Source organism: Bradyrhizobium sp. MOS002 (genome assembly GCF_003020115.1).
Taxonomy (GTDB): Bacteria; Pseudomonadota; Alphaproteobacteria; order Rhizobiales; family Xanthobacteraceae; genus Bradyrhizobium.
Map to the genome: position 1 here is coordinate 321,661 of NZ_PYFX01000004.1, position 23,276 is coordinate 344,936.

General features: G+C 64.4%; 24 protein-coding genes and 4 pseudogenes. 16 read left to right on the forward strand and 12 right to left on the reverse strand.

Annotation, left to right across the window (positions count from 1 at the left end):
• Window positions 1-27: 27 nt before the first annotated feature.
• Window positions 28-780 (reverse strand): SDR family NAD(P)-dependent oxidoreductase, encoded by a 753-nt coding sequence (locus tag C7G41_RS14415; protein ID WP_106943207.1) that lies wholly within the window; start codon window positions 778-780, stop codon window positions 28-30.
• 50 nt (window positions 781-830) lie between these two features.
• On the reverse strand, window positions 831-1,565 hold the full coding sequence (locus tag C7G41_RS14420) for an SDR family NAD(P)-dependent oxidoreductase (RefSeq protein ID WP_106943208.1): 735 nt from the start codon (window positions 1,563-1,565) through the stop codon (window positions 831-833).
• A gap of 267 nt (window positions 1,566-1,832) precedes the next feature.
• On the opposite strand from C7G41_RS14420, the gene C7G41_RS14425 reads away from it, so the two are divergent.
• The 3 genes from C7G41_RS14425 (at window position 1,833) to C7G41_RS14435 (ending at window position 3,518) form a co-directional block, all read left to right on the forward strand.
• Window positions 1,833-2,729 (forward strand): LysR family transcriptional regulator, encoded by an 897-nt coding sequence (locus tag C7G41_RS14425; RefSeq protein WP_106943209.1) that lies wholly within the window; start codon window positions 1,833-1,835, stop codon window positions 2,727-2,729.
• Window positions 2,730-2,834: 105 nt separating this feature from the next.
• Entirely contained in the window at window positions 2,835-3,077 is a 243-nt protein-coding gene (locus C7G41_RS14430; protein ID WP_106943210.1) for a type II toxin-antitoxin system Phd/YefM family antitoxin, read from the forward strand.
• A gap of 3 nt (window positions 3,078-3,080) precedes the next feature.
• Window positions 3,081-3,518 (forward strand): type II toxin-antitoxin system VapC family toxin, encoded by a 438-nt coding sequence (locus C7G41_RS14435; protein ID WP_106943211.1) that lies wholly within the window; start codon window positions 3,081-3,083, stop codon window positions 3,516-3,518.
• Window positions 3,519-3,563: 45 nt separating this feature from the next.
• On the opposite strand, the gene C7G41_RS14440 is transcribed toward C7G41_RS14435, so the two are convergent.
• Window positions 3,564-4,469 (reverse strand): LysR family transcriptional regulator, encoded by a 906-nt coding sequence (locus C7G41_RS14440; RefSeq protein WP_106943212.1) that lies wholly within the window; start codon window positions 4,467-4,469, stop codon window positions 3,564-3,566.
• A gap of 110 nt (window positions 4,470-4,579) precedes the next feature.
• Here C7G41_RS14440 and C7G41_RS14445 point away from each other — a divergent pair.
• The 7 genes and pseudogenes from C7G41_RS14445 (at window position 4,580) to C7G41_RS14475 (ending at window position 11,442) form a co-directional block, all read left to right on the forward strand.
• A pseudogene (locus C7G41_RS14445) lies at window positions 4,580-5,225 on the forward strand (DsbA family protein).
• Window positions 5,226-5,297: 72 nt separating this feature from the next.
• Window positions 5,298-6,193: pseudogene (locus C7G41_RS14450) on the forward strand (MBL fold metallo-hydrolase).
• Window position 6,194: 1 nt separating this feature from the next.
• The gene (locus C7G41_RS14455; RefSeq protein ID WP_106943213.1) at window positions 6,195-6,599 is read left to right on the forward strand and encodes a nuclear transport factor 2 family protein; all 405 of its coding nucleotides are present in this window, start codon (window positions 6,195-6,197) and stop codon (window positions 6,597-6,599) included.
• 236 nt (window positions 6,600-6,835) lie between these two features.
• Window positions 6,836-7,132 (forward strand): hypothetical protein, encoded by a 297-nt coding sequence (locus C7G41_RS14460; RefSeq protein WP_106943214.1) that lies wholly within the window; start codon window positions 6,836-6,838, stop codon window positions 7,130-7,132.
• 102 nt (window positions 7,133-7,234) lie between these two features.
• Window positions 7,235-9,511, forward strand: coding sequence for a hypothetical protein (locus tag C7G41_RS14465; protein WP_106943215.1), 2,277 nt, complete (start codon window positions 7,235-7,237; stop codon window positions 9,509-9,511).
• A gap of 200 nt (window positions 9,512-9,711) precedes the next feature.
• Window positions 9,712-10,592 (forward strand): annotated as a pseudogene (locus tag C7G41_RS14470) (GyrI-like domain-containing protein).
• Window positions 10,593-10,683: 91 nt separating this feature from the next.
• Complete coding sequence (locus tag C7G41_RS14475; RefSeq protein WP_106943216.1) at window positions 10,684-11,442, forward strand: SDR family oxidoreductase; 759 nt, start codon at window positions 10,684-10,686, stop codon at window positions 11,440-11,442.
• Between the two features lie 86 nt (window positions 11,443-11,528).
• On the opposite strand, the gene C7G41_RS14480 is transcribed toward C7G41_RS14475, so the two are convergent.
• Window positions 11,529-11,879, reverse strand: a complete 351-nt coding sequence (locus tag C7G41_RS14480; protein WP_106943217.1) for an AraC family ligand binding domain-containing protein — start codon at window positions 11,877-11,879, stop codon at window positions 11,529-11,531.
• A 233-nt stretch (window positions 11,880-12,112) separates the two neighbouring features.
• Here C7G41_RS14480 and C7G41_RS14485 point away from each other — a divergent pair, with 233 nt between their 5' ends.
• The gene (locus C7G41_RS14485) at window positions 12,113-13,372 is read left to right on the forward strand and encodes a serine hydrolase (RefSeq protein ID WP_106943654.1); all 1,260 of its coding nucleotides are present in this window, start codon (window positions 12,113-12,115) and stop codon (window positions 13,370-13,372) included.
• A 6-nt stretch (window positions 13,373-13,378) separates the two neighbouring features.
• On the opposite strand, the gene C7G41_RS14490 is transcribed toward C7G41_RS14485, so the two are convergent.
• Entirely contained in the window at window positions 13,379-14,929 is a 1,551-nt protein-coding gene (locus C7G41_RS14490) for a carboxylesterase/lipase family protein (RefSeq protein ID WP_106943218.1), read from the reverse strand.
• Window positions 14,930-15,184: 255 nt separating this feature from the next.
• Here C7G41_RS14490 and C7G41_RS14495 point away from each other — a divergent pair, with 255 nt between their 5' ends.
• The 3 genes from C7G41_RS14495 to C7G41_RS14505 are packed head-to-tail and all read left to right on the forward strand — an operon-like array spanning window position 15,185 to window position 17,064.
• On the forward strand, window positions 15,185-15,982 hold the full coding sequence (locus tag C7G41_RS14495; protein ID WP_106943219.1) for a helix-turn-helix domain-containing protein: 798 nt from the start codon (window positions 15,185-15,187) through the stop codon (window positions 15,980-15,982).
• A 57-nt stretch (window positions 15,983-16,039) separates the two neighbouring features.
• A complete protein-coding gene (locus tag C7G41_RS14500) occupies window positions 16,040-16,702 on the forward strand; it encodes an SRPBCC family protein (protein ID WP_106943220.1) in 663 nt (220 codons plus the stop codon).
• On the forward strand, window positions 16,702-17,064 hold the full coding sequence (locus tag C7G41_RS14505) for a helix-turn-helix transcriptional regulator (RefSeq protein ID WP_106943221.1): 363 nt from the start codon (window positions 16,702-16,704) through the stop codon (window positions 17,062-17,064). The genes C7G41_RS14500 and C7G41_RS14505 overlap by 1 nt, the downstream gene beginning before the upstream one ends.
• Before the next feature lie 38 nt (window positions 17,065-17,102).
• On the opposite strand, the gene C7G41_RS14510 is transcribed toward C7G41_RS14505, so the two are convergent.
• The 3 genes from C7G41_RS14510 to C7G41_RS14520 form a co-directional block, all read right to left on the reverse strand.
• Window positions 17,103-17,501: an MAPEG family protein gene (locus tag C7G41_RS14510; protein ID WP_245446539.1), complete on the reverse strand. Its 399-nt coding sequence runs from the start codon at window positions 17,499-17,501 to the stop codon at window positions 17,103-17,105.
• A 30-nt stretch (window positions 17,502-17,531) separates the two neighbouring features.
• Window positions 17,532-17,945, reverse strand: a complete 414-nt coding sequence (locus C7G41_RS14515) for a GFA family protein (RefSeq protein WP_106943223.1) — start codon at window positions 17,943-17,945, stop codon at window positions 17,532-17,534.
• Between the two features lie 100 nt (window positions 17,946-18,045).
• Window positions 18,046-18,543 (reverse strand): peptide deformylase, encoded by a 498-nt coding sequence (locus tag C7G41_RS14520; protein ID WP_106943224.1) that lies wholly within the window; start codon window positions 18,541-18,543, stop codon window positions 18,046-18,048.
• 111 nt (window positions 18,544-18,654) lie between these two features.
• Here C7G41_RS14520 and C7G41_RS14525 point away from each other — a divergent pair, with 111 nt between their 5' ends.
• On the forward strand, window positions 18,655-19,671 hold the full coding sequence (locus tag C7G41_RS14525) for an esterase (RefSeq protein ID WP_106943225.1): 1,017 nt from the start codon (window positions 18,655-18,657) through the stop codon (window positions 19,669-19,671).
• A gap of 115 nt (window positions 19,672-19,786) precedes the next feature.
• Window positions 19,787-21,007, forward strand: a complete 1,221-nt coding sequence (locus tag C7G41_RS14530; RefSeq protein WP_106943226.1) for an MFS transporter — start codon at window positions 19,787-19,789, stop codon at window positions 21,005-21,007.
• A 22-nt stretch (window positions 21,008-21,029) separates the two neighbouring features.
• Here the strand turns inward: C7G41_RS14530 and C7G41_RS14535 are convergent, their stop codons facing one another.
• The 4 genes and pseudogenes from C7G41_RS14535 to C7G41_RS14550 all read right to left on the reverse strand — a co-directional run bounded on the left by C7G41_RS14535 (window position 21,030) and on the right by C7G41_RS14550 (window position 22,988).
• The gene (locus C7G41_RS14535) at window positions 21,030-21,416 is read right to left on the reverse strand and encodes an ester cyclase (RefSeq protein ID WP_106943655.1); all 387 of its coding nucleotides are present in this window, start codon (window positions 21,414-21,416) and stop codon (window positions 21,030-21,032) included.
• A 68-nt stretch (window positions 21,417-21,484) separates the two neighbouring features.
• Complete coding sequence (locus tag C7G41_RS14540) at window positions 21,485-22,357, reverse strand: bifunctional helix-turn-helix transcriptional regulator/GNAT family N-acetyltransferase (RefSeq protein ID WP_106943227.1); 873 nt, start codon at window positions 22,355-22,357, stop codon at window positions 21,485-21,487.
• 52 nt (window positions 22,358-22,409) lie between these two features.
• Window positions 22,410-22,583: pseudogene (locus C7G41_RS14545) on the reverse strand (cupin domain-containing protein); the annotation flags it as partial.
• Between the two features lie 51 nt (window positions 22,584-22,634).
• On the reverse strand, window positions 22,635-22,988 hold the full coding sequence (locus C7G41_RS14550) for an MmcQ/YjbR family DNA-binding protein (protein WP_106943228.1): 354 nt from the start codon (window positions 22,986-22,988) through the stop codon (window positions 22,635-22,637).
• Window positions 22,989-23,276: the final 288 nt, after the last annotated feature.

A 23,276-nucleotide genomic window follows, 5' to 3' on the forward strand; every position in this document is an offset into this window, starting at 1 on the left:
TTTTCCGATCTTGTGTTGATGCCGCGGTCAGACCTGCGCCATGCCGCCATCGACGGCGAGATCCACGCCGGTGATGTAGGAACTTTCATCGGAGGCGAGAAACGTGACGGCAGCCGCGATTTCCTCCGGCTTGCCCCTGCGACCCATCGGGACCTGTGAAGCAAATCCGGCGGCGGCTTGCTTAGCTTGCTCGGCGGTCAAGCCCGTCGTCGTCTCCAAAGCGGGGGTCTCGGTTGGTCCGGGGCTCATCGTATTCACGCGGATTTTGCGATCCTTCAGCTCCAGCGTCCAGGCGCGCGAGAAGTTGCGCACGGCCGCCTTGCTTGCGGCGTAGGCGCTGAACCCTGGCAGCCCCTTCACGTTCGAGACCGAAGAGTTCAGGATGATCGAACCGCCGTCCCTAAAGAGGGGAAGGGCCTTCTGCACCGTAAAGAACAGCCCCTTCACGTTGACGTCGAAGGTCTGGTCGAAATGGGCCTCGGTCGCCAGTGCGAGCGGTGCGATCGTCCCTGCGCCCGCGTTCGCGAAGAGAATGTCGATGTGACCATGTTTCTCTTTGACGACGGCATAGAGCCGGTCCAGATCGTCCAGGCGAGACACATCGCTCACGACCGTCGTCACGTTTGTCTTGATGAAGGCTGCAGCCTCCTTCAGCTCTTTCTCGCGCCGGCCGGTGATCACGACTTGCGCACCTTCGTCCACGAAGCGCTTGGCCGTGGCCAAGCCAATTCCGCTGCTGCCGCCGGTGATGACTGCGATCTTGCCTTCTAGTTTTTTCATGATGTTTTCTCTTTCGTTGTGTGTGGGCCAGGCGCGGGACCGCGCCGGGATCAGAGTTGCGCCAGGCCGCCGTCGACGGCGACTTCGCTGGCGGTCATGAAGCTGCTGTCCGACGAGGCGAGAAAGGCGGCCACGGCCCCGATCTCCGAGGGATCGGCCATGCGCTGCAGCGGAGTCATCGCGGCGAAGACCTTCTGGCCCTCCTCGCCGAGCGCTTCCTTTGCGAGTTCGGTCGCGGTCGCCCCGGGCGACAGCACGTTGACCCGGATGCCGCTGCCTTTCAGGTCCACCGCCCAGGTCCGCGCGAGGTTGCGCACGGCCGCCTTGCTCGCGCTGTAGGCGCTCATGGCTGGGGCGCCCGTGGTGCCGGCGCTCGATCCGGTCAGGATGATCGAACCGCCCCGGCGCATCAGCGGCAGCGCCTTCTGCACCGTGAAGATCGTACCCTTCACGTTTGTGTCGAAGGTTTCGTCGATGTGCGCGGCGGTGATCTTGCCGAGTGCAAGCTGGCTTCCCGCTCCGGCATTGGCGAAGACGATGTCGAGGGTTCCGCGCTCGGCCTTCACCGTTGCGTAGAGTCGGTCGAGGTCGGCCTCATTCGAGACCGAGCCCTTCACCGCGCGGGCATTGGGCCCGAGGGCGGCGACAGCTGCGTCGAGCGCTTGCTGTCGGCGGCCGAAGATGAAGACGAAGGCGCCTTCCTCGATGAAGCGCTTTGCCGCGGCGCGCCCGATGCCGGTCGCGCCACCCGTGATGACTGCAACCTTGCCGTCAAGCTTTCCCATAGTTTCTCCTGTCGTGGTGTCGGGACAGCGTCTGCCCCCGAGACCCGCGACATAGGTCTGCCGGTGTCAGGCGTTGAGTGCGGAAGCGCGCACATCGGTGGTGCGAAATCGATCCGGCCGGACGGCTGGCGTCAGCGGCGACGATCGGGGCCGGCCGCTCGGAATTGGGCCGCGCTCCTCGGCAGAGGCTATGATGAGCGCCCGGACTGCTGTTAGATGCGCCAGATACGGCTTGAAAAGGCGCACCGCGCGGTGCGGGATTGCACCATGATCGACTGGGACGACGTTCGCTACTTTCTAGCCGTCGCGCGCGGAGGCTCGGTGCGGGCCGCCGCCGAGCACCTCGGTGTGAACCACGCGACCGTGCTGCGACGCATCGCCCAGCTCGAGGAACGCCTCGGGGTACAGATGTTCGAAAAGCTGCCTTCGGGCTACCGCCTGACGGCTACGGGCGAGGAGGTCCTCGAATTCGCGGACCAGATGGAAGCGTCGTCGCATCAGCTGGAGACGCGCGTCTTCGGGCGCGACCAGAGCGTGCGTGGGCGTCTGCGGGTGACGCTGGCGCCGCCGATGGCGACACATTTGCTGATGCCTGATTTCGCCGACTTCGCGCGTCTGCATCCTGACATCGAGATGGATATCTTGTCGGCAGGCGAACTTGCAAACCTCACCAACCGGGAGGCCGACGTCGCGATCCGCGTCGTCTACGACCGCAAGACCTTGCCGCAAAATCTCCACGGCATGAAGGGACCGGAGCTGTTCGGCGCCGTCTACATGTCCAGGGATCGGCTGGCCGCGTGGCGTGCGGGCGCGCCGGATCCCTTCCGCTGGATCGTCATCAGCATTCACGGCATCCCGGACTGGGCCAGCGCGGGTGAGGTTCGCACCACGGGCGTTCCATTCAGGACCAGCGACGCTGGCGCGCAGATCGCTGCGGTCCGGCAAGGGCTGGGGATCACGACACTGCCGTGCTTCGTCGGCGATGCCGACCCATTACTGGTGAGGGTGCCGGGCACCGAGTTGCACATGTACGGCACGGTGTGGCTCCTCACACAGGGCGAGACCCGCAAGACCAAGCGCGTGCGGCTCTTCACGGAGTTCGTATCCCGCAGGCTCGCCGCGTACGCGCCGCTTCTCGCGGGGCTGTCGGTGGCAGGCGATTGAGGCGGGGCAGGTCGCTTCGTTCGGAGCCGTCCGGTGGTCGGTCGGGAATGCCTTGAAATACGAGCCGTCCTCCTATATGACTACTGTAGTCATATTGGAGGACCCATGCGAGAGATTCAGCTTCGTGATGCAAAAGCCAACCTCTCCGCGGTCGTCGATGAAGCGGTCGATGGCAAGCCCGCGATCATCACGCGTCATGGTAAAAAGCAGGCGGTGGTCTTGAGCTACGAGGAGTGGCGGCGTCTGGCGCAGGTGCCGAGCTTCGGGCGCCTGCTGATGGCGGCCCCCGTGAGGGCCGGCGATGTGCCGATGCGCAATCGCGCCAAGCTGCGCAAGACCGACTTCTGAGACGTGTACCTCGTCGATACCAATGTCATTTCTGCCGTCTCGCCGAACCGGCCGACGCCTGCGGCACTCGTCGAGTGGATGGATGCGCAATCCGCCTCCTTGTTCTTGTCCGTCGTGACGATTGCGGAGGTTGAGGACGGAATAGCCAAATTGCGACGCGAGAAAGCCACGCGCAGGAGTAGAGATTTGGCTCAATGGCTGGAAGCCGTGCTGCACCTGTATGAGGATCGAATCCTGGCATTCAATACCCCCACTGCGCGGATCGCCGGACAATTGTCGGACCGCGCGCGAGGGCAGGGGCATTCTCCGGGATTTGCCGATATCATGATTGCCGCAACTGCGCGTCAGCACTCGTTGACGGTCTTGTCACGCAACGCGAGGCATTTCCTGCCGCTCGGCGTACCCGTGCATGATCCCTTCAGGGAGCTGCCGCCGTCCTGATTATCGCGCAGGCATAGGGAGGGCGGCCGCCATTTGGCTGCCCATCTAATCCACCCCAACCGCACCCGCCCGCCGCTGCCCCGCGATCAGCATCTCCACAAACGCGGTCACCTTCGGCGGACGAAATCGCGCCGCGGGGTAAACGGTGTGGATGCCGCCGGATGGCAGTTGCCATTGCGGCAGGATGTGAATGAGGCGCCCCGCCGCCAGATCGGCGGCCACCAGGAAATCCGGCAAGACCGAAAGGCCGCCGCCGGCGCGCACGGCCGCGAGCACCCCCGGCGTCGTGTCGATGGCGATGCTCGCTTGCAGGCGCACGGCGCGTCGATCGAGATCACCGCGCGAGAACTGCCACAGCAGCGGCTCGCGCAGCGCCATGTTGGCGATGAACGGCAGCGTCACGAGGTCGTCAGGATCGCGCGCGGCGGCGATCCGATCCGTGAACACGGGAGCGCCGACCAGACATTGCCGGAACGATCCGATCTTGCGCGCCTGCAGGCTGGAATCGACCAGCCAGCCGACACGGATCGCCATGTCGATCTGGCCTGAGGCGAGATCGACCGTCTGATCTTCGAGCGTCAACTCCACGCGGCAGTTTGGATAGCGTGCCGCGTAGGCGGTGACGACGGCGACGACGATGGCCGTGCCATAGTCGTTGGGCGCCGTGATCCGCAACGTGCCGGTCGGCGCAGCGGCTGCCTGGGCGAGTTCGTCGAAGGCATCCTCCGCTTCGCGAAGGATCATGACGCAGCGCGCATGAAACATGCGGCCCGCCTCGGTCGGATGAACCCGGCGCGTCGTGCGCACGAGAAGGCTGGTGCCGAGGTCGCGCTCCAGCTGCGCCACCTGCTGGCTCACCACGGCCTTGGTGATGCCGAGCCGTTCGGCGGCCCGCGTGAACGATCCGGTGTCCACGACGGCTGCGAAATAGGCCAGTCGGTTCAGGTTCATGGCTTGGTCCGGTCAGGTCGATTTGTCAGTCAATAGCATACAGTATGTCTGTTTTGTTGATATTTATCTACCAATTGGCGCGTGCCACATTGCGGTTCAAGGAGATCGCCATGTCCGCGCCCATTCATGTCACCTACCTGTTCGACCCGCTCTGCGGCTGGTGCTACGGCGCCGCCGCGCTGCTCGAACAGCTTCGTGGCCCGACCGGATTTCGCTGTCGAACTTGCGCCGACAGGCCTGTTCGCCGGCGAGGGCGCGCGTCCGATGGACGACGGCTTTGCCGCTTATGCCTGGACCAACGACCAGCGGATTTCGCGTTTGAGCGGCCAGCCCTTCAGCGAAGCCTATCGCCGCGATGTGCTGGGCGACCGCACCCGCCTGTTCGATTCCGGCCCGGCAACATTGGCGCTCACGGCTGTTGCGCTCACGGCGCCTGATCGGGAGTTCGCGGCCCTGAAGGCGTTCCAGCTCGTCCGCTATGTCGAGGGCCGCGACAGCACGGACATGTCCGTCCTGTCGGACGTGCTGCGCGCAATGAATTTGCCGGAGGTTGCCGCGCGCCTGGCGACGCCGGACACCGCATTGATCGTCGCTTACCGCGCACGCCTCGAGGCCGCGCGTGCCGAGATGCGCCGGTTCGGCGCCAACGGCGTCCCGGCCTTGATCGTCGGGACGGGCCATGATCGCCGCCTCGTGCAGGCGAGCGCGCTGTTCGGCAGCCTGGACGTCCTCGTCGACGGACTGAAGGCGGCCTGAGCGCAGCGGTCAACGGCGACCGAACCATCCAGCTTGAATTTCACGATCGCAGACCAGCACCAGGAGACCAACATGCTGACAAGGAGAACCATCATGAAAACCACTCTCGCCGCGGGCGCAGCCGCCATCTTCGCACCCGCAGGCCTCGGCCATGCCGCCGGCGGGCGACCTGGAAGCATTTCCCGGCCGGACAGAACGGCTTCTTCCGGGCTCCCGTTCTGGTGTCCGGGCCGAGCGAAGCCGTGCTGATCGATGGCGGCTTCACGCTGCCCGATGGCAAGGCTGTCGCTGACGCCATCAAGGCAACCGGCAAGAAGCTCACCACCATCTACATCAGCCAGTCGGACCCGGATTATTACTTCAGCCTCGGCGCCATCAAGGCAGCCTTTCCGGACGCTCGCGTGCTCGCTGCGCCCGCGACATTGGCGGCCATTAACGCCAGCGTCGAAAAGAAGCTTGCCGTCTGGGGGCCGCAGCTCAAGGCGAACGGTCCGCAGGTGCTGGCCGACGTGGTCATCCTCGAAGCGTTCGACGGCAACACGCTCAGCGTGGACGGCGAGACCATCGAGATCGTCAGCGCCGACGGGCTGGTCAACCGGCGCTATCAGTTCGTGCCCTCGCTCAACGCGGTGTTCGGCGGCGTGCTGATCTTCTCGGGCGTCCATGTCTGGACCGCCGACACGCCGACCAAGGAGCAGCGCGCCGCGTGGATCGCCAATCTCGAAAAGATCGCGGCGCGCAAGCCGGCGATCGTCGTGCCCGGCCATTTGTCGGTGGATGCAAAGACCGACCTGTCGGGTGTCGAGCACACGATCGCCTACCTCAAGGCGTTCGACGAAGAGCTGGCCAAGGCCAAGGATTCCGCCGCGCTCAAGGCCGCGCTGGAGGCGCGCTTCCCCGGCCTCGGCATGGGCGTTGCGCTCGACATCGGCGCCAAGGTCGCCACCGGCGAGATGAAGTGGGGCTGAGATGGGTGGCAACCTCGACCTGATCCGCGCCACCTACGAGGGATCGTCGTCGGAAGAGAACGGCCGCAACCTGTTGGCCGCTCTCGCCCCCGATGCTGCGTGGACCGAAGCGGAAGGGTTTCCGTACGCGGGCACCTATGTCGGACCTGACGCGATCATATCAGGCGTGTTCCGGCGTCTCGCCACAGAATGGACCGGCTACCGCGCCGACGTTCACACCTATCTCGAAGACGGCGACCGCGTCGCCGCCTTCGGCGTCTACTCCGGGACCTACAAGGCGACGGGCAAATCCATGCGCGCCAATTTCGCGCATCTCTATCTGGTGAAGAACGGCAAGATCGCCAGCATGACGCAATATGTCGACACCGCGATGGTGCAAAAGGCGCTGCAGCCTGCCGGCCTGTAAGACCTCGCTTGAATGCTCTCGCCCCGTGCCCAATCGCCGCACCTTCGGTGTGAAGCATCTCACACGCACGCTTGCGTCAATGCTGCGATAAAGTACCTGTTGTGATTGTAGGCGGTGATTAGACTTGATCGATGGTCCCGCCACCACTTCAGCTTGAAATGAGCTGCACACGCCAGAACGGCATGTTGAAATAGCGTTCGATCGGCCATCCGGCCGATGCGAGCTATGGAGACACTATGGCTGACAAACACGAACAGAGCATGGTTGGTACGTGGACAAAAACCACGGCTTCTGTGTGTGCGGACAAATATCCCGCCACTCTCACATTCTCGACCGGCACCTACCGCGGCATGCGCGGTGAAGGGCAGGGCATGGTGTGGTGGGACGCGGGAATCTACCGTCTCGAAGACCCCGACACACTCGTCGTCGGGACGGCGACTGATGAACTTGTGACGTATCGCATTTCACTCAAGGCCGACCGATTTGAGTTTACGGATTCCGAGGGCTGTGTCGTGACCTATCGGCGCGCGTAGGACTGCGCACGCCACAGCTGACTGAGATAACGCGGGTGTACCCGCGAACGAGCCCGATGCTGACGTCGATCGCCTCACCATTTCAACGAGGGAGAAGACGACATGTGCAACTGCTCAGAGCATGAATCCAGTGGAAGCCTTGCCAAGATGACCGGCGCATCGGTCGAGCCAGCCATGAAGCCGCTCGTGCCGCTGTCGCGCCAGATCAGCATCGGCGATGACGAGTCCGGCGACGAGCCGGCCGCGACCGACCTGAAGCCTTTTCCGCCGTTCAGGCTGTGCAAGCTCGACTTCCGTGAAGGCTGCTACCAGATCAACTTCAGGCCGACGGCCAGCCTCGTGTCGTTCGAAGGCACGCTGCGCGTCGATCGCTCGGCGCCCGACGGCGGCGCGGACCATTTGATCGTCAGCGGCGATCTCTACTCGAAGCGGCCAGTGATCGGTCCGATCCCCCATCCGTTGCCGCCCGTGGGGAACAAGGACGGAGATGAAGCGGCAGCGGACGCGGGCCTGACGAGCCTCGCCGGTTCGCTCAGCGCGGTCGATGAGCCTGCTATTCCATTCCCGATCCGCAGGCCGAGGATCCCGATTTTCCCCCGCGCGCGCTATCATTCCTATCTCAGGGTGACCAGTGTGTCCGCGCCGGTGGCGGTGCCGTTCCCCAGGAAGTGCGAGCTCTCGATCACCGCCGAGCAGTTCAATTACACGCAGCCGCCGGCCGGCCAGTTCAAGGGCACGTTCCCGGCGTCGCCGTCGCGCACCGTGACGATGAAGCTTTCAAAAGTGGCGGCGCCGTTTCCGTTCTCCCTGACCGGCGGGCCGTTCTACGAGGGCCGGCTGTTCGAGGGTGGCGTGGACAAGGGCAGCATCACGCTGGCCTGGGTGTCGAAATTCTTCCGGCGCTGCACGCTGGAAATCGACACGCTGGTGGGAGCCGTGCGACCCGCACCGGTGCCCGATGGCGCCGGCGGCACGGAGTTCTTCGACACGGTCTTTGCGAAAACCGGCTGGCAGCTGACGGTGGTTCAGGACCAGCTCAACATCCCGGTGCCATCAGGCGTGGTGGCGACCAACTGCTGGAGCTCGGCGGATTTGCACGCACTGATGACCAATGTGCGCAATCCGGCGACGAATCTCGACACTGAATGGCGCGTGCACATGATCGTCGTGCCCGCCAAGCTCGGATGCTCGCGCGGCATCATGTACGACCAGATCGGCGTTCCCCGCGAAGGCTGCGCCAGCTTCTCCGATGACGGCTATCCCACCTCGGACTCCTCGAACTTCGGCCTCGCCGCGAACAGGAAGCAGCGCGACGTGCCGCGTGCTTTCCTGCGCAGCGCGACCCACGAGCTGACGCATACCCTGAACCAGATCCACCAGGAGCAGGAAACCGCGGCCGACAATTCGATCATGACCACGACGCCGAGCGTGGCGGACGTGCTCGGCGGTCCCGCGACCGGTGAACCCGGCGTGTTCCCGGATCAGATCAAGCTCGCGCACAACACCAACGTTCGTCATCACCTCAACCACATGCCGGACCCGGTCATCCGTCCGGGCGGATGGCCGTTCGCAAGCTGGTTCCCGACCGGTGCGCCGCAAGCCGCGGACCGGCACGACTTCGACGCTTCGGAGTTGGCACTGACGGTGACGGCCACAACCGATCGCGTTGCGCTCGGTCAGCCGCTGGATCTGTCGTGGACGATGACGAATACCAGCGGCGTGTCGCTGCGCGCGCCGAACGACGTCAGCACCGAAGCCTTGTTCGCTTCGATCACCGTTACGGATGCGGAGGGCCGCGAGCGTCCGGTCAGGCCCTTTGTCATCCTGTGCGAGCACGCGAAACTGAGCGAGCTCGAGGCCGGCAAGAGCGTCGAGGCTTCGGCGAAAGTGTTCTGGAGCACGGCGGGCTTTGCCTTCGAACGGCCGGGCCGATACCGCGTCGACGTCGCGGTGTCGTGGTCGGCGCAGGGCGTCATGGTTGGCGTGCAGTCGGGCATCGACGTGTTCGTCGACTATCCGACCAGCGCTGGCGACAACCATTCGGCCAACCTCGTGCTGCATCCCGAGGTCGGCACCTGGGTGGCGCTCGGCGGCGAGGCCTATCACCTCGGTGAGGCGTGCCGCCGATTGCAGGCGCTCAGCCAGACCGCGGCGCCGGCAGGCGCGCGGGCGATGGCTGTCGCGGGCGACGGTGCGGCCGCGCCGCGTGTGCTCGACGGCTTCGCGGACATGCTGCCGGACCGCGCCAAGCTCGCCAGATTGCGTCCCGAGTTGACCGCTGGCGCAGGCGGCGGTGCGGAACGCGGGCCGGCGCGAACCGCGGCGCCAGGACGCAAGCGCGCGGCGAAGGCCAAGCGTGGCACCGCGCGAAAGAGGTAACGTTCCCCGAAGCCCGGCGAAGACGGTCGGTGTCATGGGCGACGGCGGATTTGCGCCAGTTCCGCTTGAATCGCGTAGGATGGGTTTCGCTGCAGCGAAACCCATCTCGCTGATCGACGGGACCCACGCCAAACCGCAAGATCTGTCGAGCGTGTCATGGCCGTCAGCGACTAGATGGAGCCGCCACGGAGGATGCGACGATGAAGGCGGCGCTGCAAAACTATCAGGACCGGATGCGGCGGGTGCTGGATCATATCGACCGGCATCTCGACGGTGATCTGGATCTGGACACGGTGAGTGCTGTTGCGGCCTTCTCAAAATTTCATTTCCACCGGCAGTTCTCGGCGACCTTCGGGTTATCAGTGCATCGCTATGTCCAGCTGGCCCGCATGAAGCGCGCTTCGCATCAGCTGGCCTATACGGACGCACTTGATGTCACGGAGATTGCGATAGATGCCGGTTACGAGGCACCGGATGCCTTCGCCCGCGCCTTTCGGCAACGGTTCGGGCAATCGCCGTCGTCGTTCCGGAAATCTCCCGACTGGGAGCCGTGGCTTGCGGCCTTGGGGCCTCTCGACAATGCGAGGAGCAAGCTCATGCAGAAGACCTTTACCACCGACGACGTGACGATCCGCGATGTGCAGCCCACCAAGGTGGCGATCATGGAGCATCGGGGAAGCCCTGAGACACTTGGTGACACGATCCGGCGGTTCATCGCGTGGCGCAGGGCCGCCGGCCTGCACCCCAGGACAAATCCCACCTTCACTGTCTGGCATTCCGAGGGGCGTCCGGCGCAGCAGGACGAATACAGCATCGACCTTTGCGTCGGCACCGACCAACCGATCGAGGCGAATGACGAAGCGATCAAGGCCGGCGAGATTCCCGGCGGGCGCTGCGCGGTGCTGCGTGTCGTCGGTTACACCGACAATCTGGAGCCCGCCGCGCTCTATCTTTATCGCGACTGGCTTCCCGCCAGCGGCGAGGAAGCGCGCGACTTCCCGATCTATTGCCAGCGGCTGAGCTGTTTCCGGAGGTGCCGGAGCACGAGACGATCGCGGACGTTTTCTTGCCGCTGAAATAACCCCTGGCGGCGGCCCAACTCGGGAAACGGGTGGCAGCTCGCGGGGGCCTGATGTCTTGTTCGCTTGTTTTGACATCAGGAGAATCTCGCGGTGGAACTGGCAAACAAAACGATCATCATAACCGGCGCCAGCAGCGGTATCGGTGCTGCCGCGGCGTCGCTGCTCGCGTCCGAAGGCGCCGATGTGGTGCTTGGGGCGCGTCGCGCTCCCGAGCTGCAGGCCGTTGTTGCAAGCATCCAGAGCGCCGGAGGCCGCGCGACTTTCCTCGCGGGCGACGTTCGGGACACCGGCTATGCAGCCCGCCTTGTCGAGCACGCCGTCACAACCTTCGGAAAGCTCGACGGCGCCTTTGACAACGCCGGCATCGTCGGCGACATGACGCCGGTCCCCGAGATGAGAGTCGAAAACTGGACCGATGTGCTTACGGTGAATCTCACCTCGGCGTTCCTCAGCGCGAGGGCGCAGATCCCGGCACTGCGCAAGCAGGGCGGCGGTTCGATCGTTTTTACCTCGTCTTTCGTTGGCTTCAGCAACGGGGGGATGCCGGGGATGGCAGCGTACGCAGCCTCAAAGGCAGGACTGATCGGCCTGGCTCAATCCCTGGGCGCCGAGCATGCAGCCGAAGGCATTCGCGTCAACGCGCTTCTGCCTGGAGGAACCATCACCCCGGCCGCAGGCGAAGGAAATCCCGACGCCCTGAATTTCATCGCCGGGCTTCACCCGATGAAGCGCATGGCCAGTCCCAAGGAGATCGCGCAGGCGGCCGTTTTTCTCCTGAGCGACCGAGCCTCGTTCATGACGGGCAGCCCCATGACGGTTGACGGCGGCATGTCGGTGCGCCTGACCTGACGACGAAGTCGACTGGCTGGATCGACGGGGCTCTGCGCCGTCGATCAGCCCAGTTCATAGCGGGGTGCGGTGCGCGAGAGCCTGCCTCACCCGCGCGCCTCCTGCCAGTGCGGATAGGTGACATAGGCGGTGACGGCGCCTTGCTCATGCGAGCGAATGGTGACCTGCGTGCCCTTGGGCATGTGGACGATCTCGCCCGGACCGGCGGTGACGGTGCTCCCTTCGCTCGACACCGACAGCGTCCCTTCGAGGACGATCATGACGTCGTCCACGGCGAGCTTCTCGTCGATGCTCTGGTTGGGGGCGTAGCGGCCGTAGCCGATGGTGATCGGCGCCCCGTGGCGCTGGTCGACCACATTGCCGGCGAACACCTCTCCATCCTGTCCGGGCGAGCGCTCGAACGTTGTGTCGGCAATGGCAAACTTGCGAACTTTCATGGGTTTCCATCCGTCTTGCGGCCGGTTGGCCGGGTGGGGATGATAAACGCCCCAAGCAGGTGTTTTGTTCAGCGAGCTTGCGGGGCCGTTTGACAGCGTTGAAGACGGGCCGCGCGCAGGAGACGGTCAGTGCCAAGCGCACGACGACGGTCACCTCGGCGCAAACACCGGATGTTCGCCACTCATCTCCGTGATACGAAATCTCCGTCGTTCGCTTCCGGAGCCCAATGTTCATGTCCGCCGTCATCGCCCCGACTCAGTCGCCCGCAACCGCCACCGAAACCGATCCCGAAACCTTCGGCTGGATGAAGGGCTTCCCGCCGGCACCGGACCGCACCATCAGCTTCCAGAACGGCTCGTTCCGCAGCTTTCCCGAGCTGCGCTGGGCATGGAGCAACATCCGCCAGCTGGTGCCGACCGTGAACGTCTGGCGCGGGGCGGGGCCTGCATCGGTGCTGCCTCGGCAAGACCATGACATCGGCGCGTCGGCCTCGACCACGATGGACGGCCGGCCCATGACGTTCGCGAAGATGCTCGAGGAGACCTATGCCGACGGCATCGTCGTGCTGCATCGGGGCAAGCTGATCTATGAGCGCTATTTCGGCGCGTTGAAGGCGCACAAGCCGCATATCGCGATGTCGGTGACGAAGTCGTTCACGGGCGTGCTCGCCGGCATTCTGGTCGCCGAGGGCAAGATCGATCCGCAGGCGCCTGTCACGGAGTATGTGCCGGAGCTGAAGGCCAGCGCCTTCGGCGATGCGCGCGTGCACGAGGCCATGGATATGACCACTGGGCTCGCATACACCGAAGTCTACACCGACAAAAATTCCGCGGTGTGGGGATTGCGGCGGGCGAACGGCATGGCGCCGATCGAGCCGGGCTATGACGGCGCGACCAATATTTTCGATTTCCTCGTCGCGCAGAAGAAGCAGGGCGAGCACGGCAAGGCCTTTGCATACAAGACCGTCAATTCCGATGTGCTGGCCTGGATCATCAGGCGCGCGAGCGGCGTGACGCTGTCCGACTTTCTCTCGGAACGCATCTGGACTCGGATCGGCGCGGAGGAGGACGCGCATTACCACGTCGATCGCATCGGCACCGAAAGCGGCGGTGGTGGCCTCTCCACTACCTTGCGCGATCTCGCCCGCTTCGGCGAGACCATGCGCAATCACGGCCGCTTCAACGGCCGGCAGATCGTGCCTTCATCCGTCGTCGAGGACATCGCGCGCGGCGGCGATCCCGAGAAATTCAAGCCGGCCGGCTACACCACGTTGCCCGGTGCGTCCTATCGCAATCAATGGTGGGTCACGCACAACGCCCACGGCGCCTACATGGCGCGCGGCGTTCACGGCCAGGGCATCTACATCGATCCGAAAGCCGAGATTGTGATCGCACGCTACGCCTCGCACCCCGCAGCGGGCAACGCCGCCAATGATCCCGTGACGCTGCCGGCCTACATGGCGCTGGCGAAGGAGCTGATGGCGGGCGGGTGAGGCCGCTTACGCCACCTCCCGCCAGCGCATAGGCAAAATGCCGTCCTGCCTGAAGCTATCGAGGAAGCGGAAGCGGGCGGCTTGCGGATTGATGCCGGCTTCGATCGTTGTGCCCAGGATCTGCACGAATTCGTTCTCGTCATAGGCCGGCCAGGCCGGCAGACCTGATCCGTTGGGGTCGCCGTGCGCCGCGAAATTCACCCAATAGGCCATCATGACCCGCGCCAGCGCGCGGTCCTCATCGGCCGGTGGCGTTGTGCTGCCGATCACCTGTTGCGGGGTCAGGGTGCCGAACACGAACGGAACTTCGGTGACGTGCGAGGCGATCGGCGTGTAGCGCGAGGTATAGCTGAAGTGATAGCCGTAGACCGGCGCGCGTCCCCCGCGCCGATGCAATCGCAGCCACTGCCAGCATTGCTCGCCGACCACGATATCGCCCGTGAGCGCGGCCGCGGAAGTCCTGGCCTCCGCGTCGGTCGCGGCAGGGTAGACCTTCAGGAAATCGGCCATGCATTCTCTCCCGAACATCGCCTCGGCCGCGGCCAAAAAGGCTTGCGCCGACTGATCGGGGAGTGACTGCGAACGGAAAGGAAATTCCTCGGCCGCATTCCATCCTGCCAGCAGCGGGATGTGCATCTGTTCGCCGCGCAGGAAGCGCCGCGCGGGCACGTCGGGCACAACATGGCCATCGATACTCGGCGAGAATGCGGTCACGACCGGGTTGGTCCTGAAACTCCACGGCGCCGCGGCATTCAACCGGTCGGCCGGCATGTTGCGCAAAGCTGCGATGGATGCGTTGCCCTGTTGACGGGCAAAAGCCAGACCGCGCGCGCGGGCTTCTTCAAAGCCCTGGAGTGGGCCGTGCTTGCCATCCCAGAACGCGCCGCTCTGTCCAATGGCCTTGTGAAACAGTCCGTGCGCGAGCGGCGAGGCCATCAAGATGCCGACGGCCATGGCGCCGGCGGATTCGCCGAACAGGGTGACGTTGTCGGGGTCGCCGCCAAAGCGGGCGATGTTGGCCTTGACCCAGCGCAGCGCCATCAGTTGATCCTGCAGGCCGTAATTGCCCGACGGCGCCTCCGTATCGAGATCGGGATGGGCGAGGAAGCCGAGGATGCCGAGGCGATAATTGAAGCTGACGACGATGACACCTTTTGCTGCTAGCGCGCCGCCATCGGTTGCGGGATTCGCAGAGGAGCCGAACTGAAAGCCGCCGCCGTGAATCCACACCATCACGGGCCGCTTCTCGTCCGCGTGCTTCGCCGCGGTCCAGATATTGAGATACAGGCAATCCTCGTCGCGCGGTCCCGGCCGCTGGTCGTTTTCGAGCGCGGATAGACACCCGGCGCCGAACACGAGCGCATCGCGCACGCCATCCCACGGCGCCGGCGGCTGCGGAGCGCACCAACGCAGAGGCCCGACTGGGGGTGCTGCATAGGGGATGCCTTTGAACGCCAGCACGCCGTTCGCATCGCGCCGGCCGCCACACACGGAGCCTGCTTGCGTGCGGACCCCACGTTCCAACCCGGCCGATGTCGCACTCTTGGAACCATGCATGGTCACATCTCCAGGGCAATCGCACATGGGCGAGCTTGGCCTTCACGGTTCGAGACGCCCGCCTGAGAGCGGGCTCCTCACCATGAGGATTTGCGAATTGCGCCGCGAAAGAACACCTCATCCTGAGGAGCCCGCCGAAGCGGGCGTCTCGAAGGATGGGCCGCAGCGAAACCGCTTGCCATGGTGAGATCCTATCGACATTCTCCTCCGCCCGATTTAGATATTCCGCCAATCAATTGCTAAAAACCGGCAAGCATGCGGCAACCCCTCCGCTTTCCATGGCCTGATCTCGACGTGGATGATGTCTCCGCGCCTGTCATCGCCGTACGCGTCGACGTCATCGGGACCAAGGGCGAGGTGCCTGATCACAGGCACCGCAAAGGTCAACTCGTCTTTGCGCTGAGCGGCGCCGTCACCTGTCGCGTTCCCACCGGCCTGTGGATGGTGCCGCCGCATTGCGCGGTGTGGGTGCCCGGGGGCATGCAGCACAGCAACCTCGCGACGGAAAATGCCCGGCTGTTCTTCATCTACATCGAGCCTGACCGTGTGGACCTCCCGGATCGTTGCTGCACGCTCTCGATCTCCCCACTGCTGCGTGAGGTGATCGCCGAGTTGTCCGATCAGATCGTGGACGACGAGGCGAGGGCGGACCTTCTGGCGAGCGTCCTGCTGCGCGAGCTTCCCCGCATGCCGGTTCAGCAGCTTCATCTGCCGCTCTCGTCCGAGCCGCGGTTGAAGAAGATTGCTGCTGCACTGGCAAAAGACCCTTCCGACCGCAGGACGCTGGCCGAATGGGCCGATCGCGTCGCGCTGAGCGAGAGCAGCCTCGCGCGTCTCGTCGTCAGGGAGACGGGGCTGAGCTTCGGGCGCTGGCGCCAGCAATTGCACCTGATCGTCGCCTTGCGGGAACTCACCTCCGGCGCCAGCGTGCAGCAGGTGTCCGCCGATCTCGGCTACGACTCCGTCGCGGCCTTCATCACCATGTTCAAGAAGGCGCTCGGGAAACCGCCGGGAAAATATCTGAGCGGCATCTCCCCTGAATATAAGAGTTGACTTATATTAGGTTGGACCGATATTCATCCTTGCACGAAACGACAGGGAGCAAGCGCCATGGAGATCGACGTCGCAAGAGTATTGGGGCTGGTTACGCGCTCGGTGAGGAATTTCGAGAAGGACGGAAAAGCGGCCAGTGCGGTGACGCTGACGCGGCTTTACGAGACCAGCGTCGACGATCTCTGGGACGCAGTGACCAGCCAGCAACGCATTCCGCGCTGGTTCTTGCCGGTCGAGGGAGACCTGCGGCTCGGCGGAAAGTACCAGCTCAAGGGAAATGCAGGCGGAACCATCACGGCGTGCACGCCGCCGACCCATTTTGCGGCGACGTGGGAATTCGGCGGCGCGATGAGCTGGATCGATGTCAAGCTGACGGCAGAACGAAGCCAGGCGCGATTGACGCTTGAGCACACCGCGATCATCGAGGATCATTGGGAGCAGTTCGGTCCGGGGGCGGTCGGGATCGGTTGGGATCTCGCCATTGCGGGGCTGGAGCGATACGTTGCGACCGGGGCATCGGTCGACCATGAGACGGCCGAGGCATGGATGGTCTCTCCCTCGGGCAAGGAATTCATGACGAGCAGCGGCGAGAATTGGCGCGCGGCGCACGTCGCAAGCGGCGTGGATCCTGCCTCCGCGAAGCAGCGGTCGGACCGCACCATCGCTTTCTATCGCGGCGAGACGCCACCCGACGTCGCGCATCCGGGCACTGGAAGCTGATGCAGATCTTCGAGGTTCTTGCCGATCCCGTGCGCCGCCGCATCCTCGAGCTGCTGTCGCCCGGGGAAATGGCGTCCGGTGAGGTCGTCGAAGTGATCGGAGCGGAGTTCGGGATCTCGCAGGCCGCCGTGTCGCAGCACCTCAAGGTGCTGCGCGAGAGCGGCTTCGCGACGGTTCGCGCGGAGGCGCAACGACGGCTCTATTCGGTCGATGTCGCGGGCCTTCGCGCGGTGGATGCATGGATCGGTCAGTTCCGGAATTTCTGGGAGCCGAAGCTGGACGCCCTGGCGACCGAGATCGCACGCGGCAAACGCGAGCGTCGTAACGCGCCATTGAACAAGCGGAGCGGGAAGCGGGCGTGAAGGCATCGCGGCAAAGGCAAAGTCGCCATCGCGCCGCTTCAGTGAGGCACGAAAGCCGCGGCCAAGACTACAAGCATGCCAAAGCTGGCGATATTCCAGAACAGCGAGCGGACGAGCGGTATGCCGGATAGGTAAAGCGCGGTGTAGCCGATGCGTCCGCCAAGATAGGCGATCGATCCCCAATAAGTCAGCTCATTGTGAACGCCTGCGGCGTGAGAGATGAGGATCGCGGCGGCAAAGAACGGAAACGTCTCCATGTAGTTGCGGAAATTTCGGCTGAGGCGGCCGGGGATGGGCTTGAGCGGTGGCATCTCGATATCGCGCGGGCTGGCGGCCCATCTGAGGCCGTACTGCAGGTTCGCGGCCTGCGCGGCGGCGACAAGCTGTATGAAGCCCCAGACGATTGCGGCGGCCAGCATCGACAGCTCGAAGTTCATCGCCATTGGCTGTCTCCCAATCTGCAAGAATCAGCGCGATCCCGGGTGCCATTCCGGGAGTTTGGGAATCTCGGGATCGAGGTGATCCCAGGCGTATCCGCGCGAGCAGAACAGCACGACGGACGGCTTGAACGTGCTGGCATCGTCAAGCGTGCCGACATAGATGCCGATGAACTCCGGCTTCTCGCCCGGCTTGTTGTAGATCGGCGAGCCGCAGTTCGGACAGAATCCCTTGCGCTTGACTGCGCCGCTGTCGGCAGTGCGCTCGATTTCGCGCACCTCGCCGGTCACCGAGACTGCGCTGCGCGCAAACACGAAGATTGAGCTGTGGCCGCTGCCGGTGTCGCGCTGACAGTCGCTGCACTGGCATTGGAAGCCGCGGATCGGCGCGGACCCGATGGTGTAACAAACCGCACCGCAGGCGCAGCGACCTGAATATGTCATTCGTCTCCCTCCCGACGGGGCCGACCGGTCTGATCATATCAGGCCGGTTTGATTTCTCCACAAGCGCGATTTGACACAAGTCCGATCTTCGCTGGCGCGCTTACCCGCGCGACAACTTCTCGAATTTCTTCACCAGCCGCTCCCGCTTCAGCCGCGACAGCCGCTGGATCCAGAACATCCCATCGAGCTGATCGATCTCGTGCTGGTGGCAGACGGCGCGCAAGGCTTCCGACTCCTCAGTGTGCGTGTTGCCGTCGATATCCTGATAGCTGATCCGCACGCGGGCGTGGCGCTGGACGTCGTCGTTGACACCGGGCATCGAGACGCTGCCTTCGCGATGCAAGATCATCTCGGGTGAGGCCCATTCGATCTCCGGATTGACGTAGGTGCGCGCGCCGTCCTTGGCGTCGAGCTCGAGCACGACGACGCGCAAGGGCACGCCGATATGCGGCGCCGTGATGCCGATGCCGGGCGCGGCGCGCATGGTCTCGAGCAGATCGCTAGCAAGCTCGCGGAGCGTTGCATCGAACGTGATGACAGGGCGGGCCGGCATCGCGAGGCGGCGGTCGGGATAGCGGACGATCGGGCGAATGGTCATGTGAGCTATTATCTTTTGCCGGTGTCTTCTAGCAATTCCAAAATTGCCCTGCATCGACGCATCGCATAACAATACCGCCAACAACAAGCAGCGACAGCGGAGGAAAACTTCATGCGGACAATCGCAATCGCACTGGCAACAGCCCTTGCAACAGCAACGCCGGCCGCGGCCGACTATCTGGTCAAGGAGGTCGGCAGCTTTCACGTCGGCGGCCACACCGAAACGCTGAGCGGGCTTCCGTCCAAGGAGATCGTGTTCTCTCCAGGCGCTCCGCCGATCAAGGTCGATCCGAACGGCGAGTTCGAGGTCGAGCAGATGTACGTTCAGTTCGTCAAGCAGGCACAGCCGAAGTCGAAACTGCCGTTGCTGCTCTGGCATGGCGGCGGGCTCTCGGGCGTGACATGGGAGACCAAGCCCGACGGCAAGCCGGGCTGGCAGCAGTTCTTCCTCAATGCCGGCTATGACGTCTACGTCTCGGATGCGGTCGAGCGCGGCCGCGCCTCTTGGGCGCGCTATCCCGAGATTTTCAAGAGCGAGCCGTTCTTCCGGCCCAAGAAGGAAGCGTGGGAGCTGTTCCGGATCGGGCCGAGCTACGAGGTCGGCGGCAAGCGCGAGGCGTTCGAGGGCGAGCAATTCCCGATCGAGGCGTTCGACCAGTTCGCCAAGCAGGGCATTCCACGCTGGGCCACCAATGACGCCGCCACGCAAAAGGCCTATGATGCATTGGTGCAGAAGGTGTGCCCGTGCATCATCCTGGTCCACAGCCAGGGCGGCAATTTCGGCTTCACGGCCGCCCTCAATGCGCCGGACAAGGTGAAGGCGCTGATCACCGTCGAGCCGTCGGGGGCGCCCGATCCCGCCAAGGCCGACGCTACGAAACTCAAGGGCGTGCCGCATCTGATCGTGTGGGGCGACTTTCTCGATCGCGTCCCGGTGTGGTCGAAGCTCGTGGTCAATCCGACCAAATGGGGGCAGGCGGTCGCGGCTGCGGGCGGCAAGGTCGATACGTTCGAGCTGCCGAAGATGGGGGTCAAGGGCAATACCCACATGATGATGATGGACCGCAATTCGGACGACGTCGCCAGGCTGATCAACGAATGGATCGAGAAGCAGGGATTGGCGAACTAGGCGGAGCCTGGGCGCGGTCAGCCCGGAAAAAATTGCTCCGATGCCGTGGTGCGGGCTGTCGGCCGGCGCGGTTCCCATTCGTCTTCCACCCAGACAGATCTGACGGGAGACCAAAATGAACTCTTCCTCCTATCGCTGGGTGATCGTCGCCGCGGGCGGCTTGCTCGGCTGCGTCGCCATCGGCGGCATGTTTTCGCTGCCGGTGTTCCTGCAGCCGATCGCAAAGGATACCGGCTGGTCCGTGACCGGCATCTCCAGCGCGATGACGATCGGCTTTTTGGCGATGGCTTTCACCAGCATGGCCTGGGGCACGCTGACGGACCGGTTCGGACCGCGGCCGGTGGTGCTGACGGGATCGACGGTGCTGACCGTTAGCCTGTTCGCGGCGAGCCACGCCACCTCGCTGCTGGCGTTTCAATTCGTCTTTGGCCTTCTGGTCGGGGCGTCCTGTGCCGCGATCTTCGCGCCGATGATGGCGACCGTGACCGGCTGGTTCGACACCCATCGCAGCCTCGCGGTCTCGCTGGTGTCGGCTGGCATGGGCATGGCGCCGATGACGATGGCGCCGCTCGCGGCCTGGCTCGTCTCCGGCCATGACTGGCGCACCTCGATGCAGATCGTGGCGCTGGTGGTCGGCGCGATCATGATCCCGGTCTCGTTCCTGGTGCGCCGCCCGCCGGCGCTCGCGCACGCCGCGGCCGCGCCTGCGGGCGAGGGGGCTGTGCAGGGCGAGATGTCGATGGGAGAGGCGCTGCGCTCGCCGCAATTCCTGATCCTGCTCGCGACCAATTTCTTCTGTTGCGCCACCCATTCCGGCCCGATCATTCACACCGTCTCCTATGCCGTGAGCTGCGGCATCCCGCTGGTCGCGGCGGTGACGATCTACAGCATCGAGGGCTTTGCCGGCCTCGGCGGGCGCATCGCCTTCGGCCTGATGGGGGACCGTTTCGGCGCCAAGCGCGTGCTCGTCTCGGGCCTGCTGTTGCAGGCCTTCGGCGCACTCGCCTATGTCTTCGCGCATCAGCTCGCGACGTTTTACGCCGTCGGGGCCGTCTTCGGCTTCATCTATGCCGGCACCATGCCGCTTTACGCGGTGCTGATCCGCGAAAATTTTCCGCTCAAGATGATGGGCACGGTGATCGGCGGCACCGCCATGGCCGGCAGCCTCGGCATGGCCACGGGCCCGCTCGCCGGCGGCCTGATCTACGATGCGTTCTCGAGCTACGCCTGGCTCTATATCGCCTCCTGGGTGATGGGCCTCGGCGCCTTCCTGATGGCGATGAATTTCAAGCCGTTCCCGAAGCCGCGAGCGGAGTTGGCGCCGGCGGCGGCGTAAGCAGGTTCATCGAGGCGCAGCGCTAGAGCTGCGCCTCGATCGCGATCTTGTCGAGCACGGACCACACCTGCCGAATCTTGCCGTCGCGAAATTGATAGAACACGTTTTCACAGAAGGACACGCGCCTGCCGTTCACATCCAGCCCCAGAAACTTTCCAACCGGCGTGCAATCGAACTTCAGCCGGGAGGCAATGTGGGGCGGATCGCAGACCAGCAGCTCGATGTTGAAATGCAGATCCGGAATTGCGCGAAAATCCTGCTCCAGCATGGCACGATAGCCGGACAGTCCGAACGGTCGCGCATTGTGGGCGACGTCATCGTGGACGAACTGTTCGAGGGCAGGCCAATCCTGCCGGTTCAGGCAGGCAATGTAGTTGCGGTAGATGTCGGCGAGATCGGACCTGGTCATGGCGTTGCTCTGGCGTTGCTCCTGCGGCTTCGGCCATAACGCGGCAACAGGGCGATCGGCACCCGCGCTCACAGACGTTTTTCGAAGAACAGGTCCGGGTAGGGATCGTCATTGAAGCGTGGGATCTCGCTCCAGCCGCTTCGCCGATAGAGCTGACCGGCCTCCGCCAGCGCGCTATTGGTGTCGAGCCGCAGCAGCTTGATGCCGAGCCCTCGCGCGGCATCCTCGGTCACGTCCATCAGGCGCCGGCCGAGCCGCAATCCGCGCGCCGCCGGTGCGACCCACAGCCGCTTGATCTCGGCATAGCCGTGATCCGTGCCCTTCAGCCCGACGCAGCCGATCGGCAGGGTGTCCGACATCGCGACGATGAACGTGCCGCGCGGGCGGCGCATATCCTTGGCATCAGGATCGCGCGACAGCGAGACGTCGAACCCCTGCTTGAAGCGGCGGCCGAGCTCGCCATAATATTCGCCGAGGCAATGACGGGCCTCTTCGCTGCGCGGATCCATCTCGTCCAGCGTGACGCGCTCATGCGTCAATGTGGAGGCAATCAAATCCATCGCCGCCAGCACCGCCTCGCGTTGCGAATGTTGGGCGAGGAAGCCCTCGGCCTGCGTGTTCGACAGCGCCTCGTAGGCCGCGAACTCGCGCCGGCCCGCACGCGTCAACGTCGCCACGCGGCGGCGGGCGTCGTCCTCATGCGCATTGGTCTCGACCAGCCCTTCGTCCTCGAGGCTGCGCAGGAGGCGGCTCATCAAGCCGGAATCGAGGCCGAGATAGTCGCGGATCTCGGCCACGTCCGAGCGCCCGTGCCCGATCGCGTTGAGCACCCGCGCCGCCCCCAGCGGCCGCCCGCGTCCCAGGAATGACGTGTCGAGCGCGCCGACAGCGGAGGTGACGGCGCGGTTGAAGCGGCGGACGCGGGAGACAGGGTCTAGCATGATGTCTGACTGTAGTCAGATATATTGGCTCGGTCAATCGGTGCAAACTGCATCATTTCACCAACGTCAGCAGCGGCTTGTCCTTGGCGACGATATAGGTCGCAAGCTCGCTCGCGGCGTCCCGGCCGACGTTCCTGGCCGCATGCACCGTTCCGGCCGGGATGAACAGCACGTCACCGGCCTTCAGCGTCACCGGCGGCTTGCCCTCGACGTCGTATTCGATGGCCAGGCTCGCGGAGGAGAAGTCCTGAACCGCGGCGCGCGGTCGCCCTGCGCTTCAGTCCAGGCCCAGCGCCTTGCGGGACTTCCGCGTGAGTTTCGCCACGATCAGCGCGTGCGCCTGCGCGAGATAGGTGGTGAGCTCGGCGTCTGACAGTGCGCTGTTGCCGACGAGCTGCACCCATTTGGCGCGCGCCAGATACGGCGCCGGCCGCGCAAGGCCGTGCTCGATCAGCATTGCATAGGCCATGTTCGAGACCTTGAACATGTAGCCGCCGGAGCCCGCCGCAAAGCCGCCGCCGAGTGCGAACATCTTGCCGCCGACCTTGAACACGGAGGTTCCCTCCCACTGCACCACCTTGGTGACGGCGGGCAGGCGCAGGCAGCGGGTTTCGAAGGCTTTGGGAGTCATCGCCCAAGCGATAGCACGGCGCGCGCGGCTTGCAACGGAGCACGAACCTGTAGCCCGGGTGAGCGAAGCGATACCCGGGCCAGCTTGTAGTGGGAATCCCGGATGTCGCTTCGCTCATCCAGGCTACAAGACTTTGTGTTGCCCGTCGGGCAAAACATCCAAATGGTCGGTCAACGCACGCCGCCGAAAATATTGCTCCGTCATTGCGAGCGCAGCGAAGCAATCCAGAGTCTTTCCGCGGGGGCAGTCTGGATTGCTTCGCTGCGCTCGCAATGACGATGTTGAACC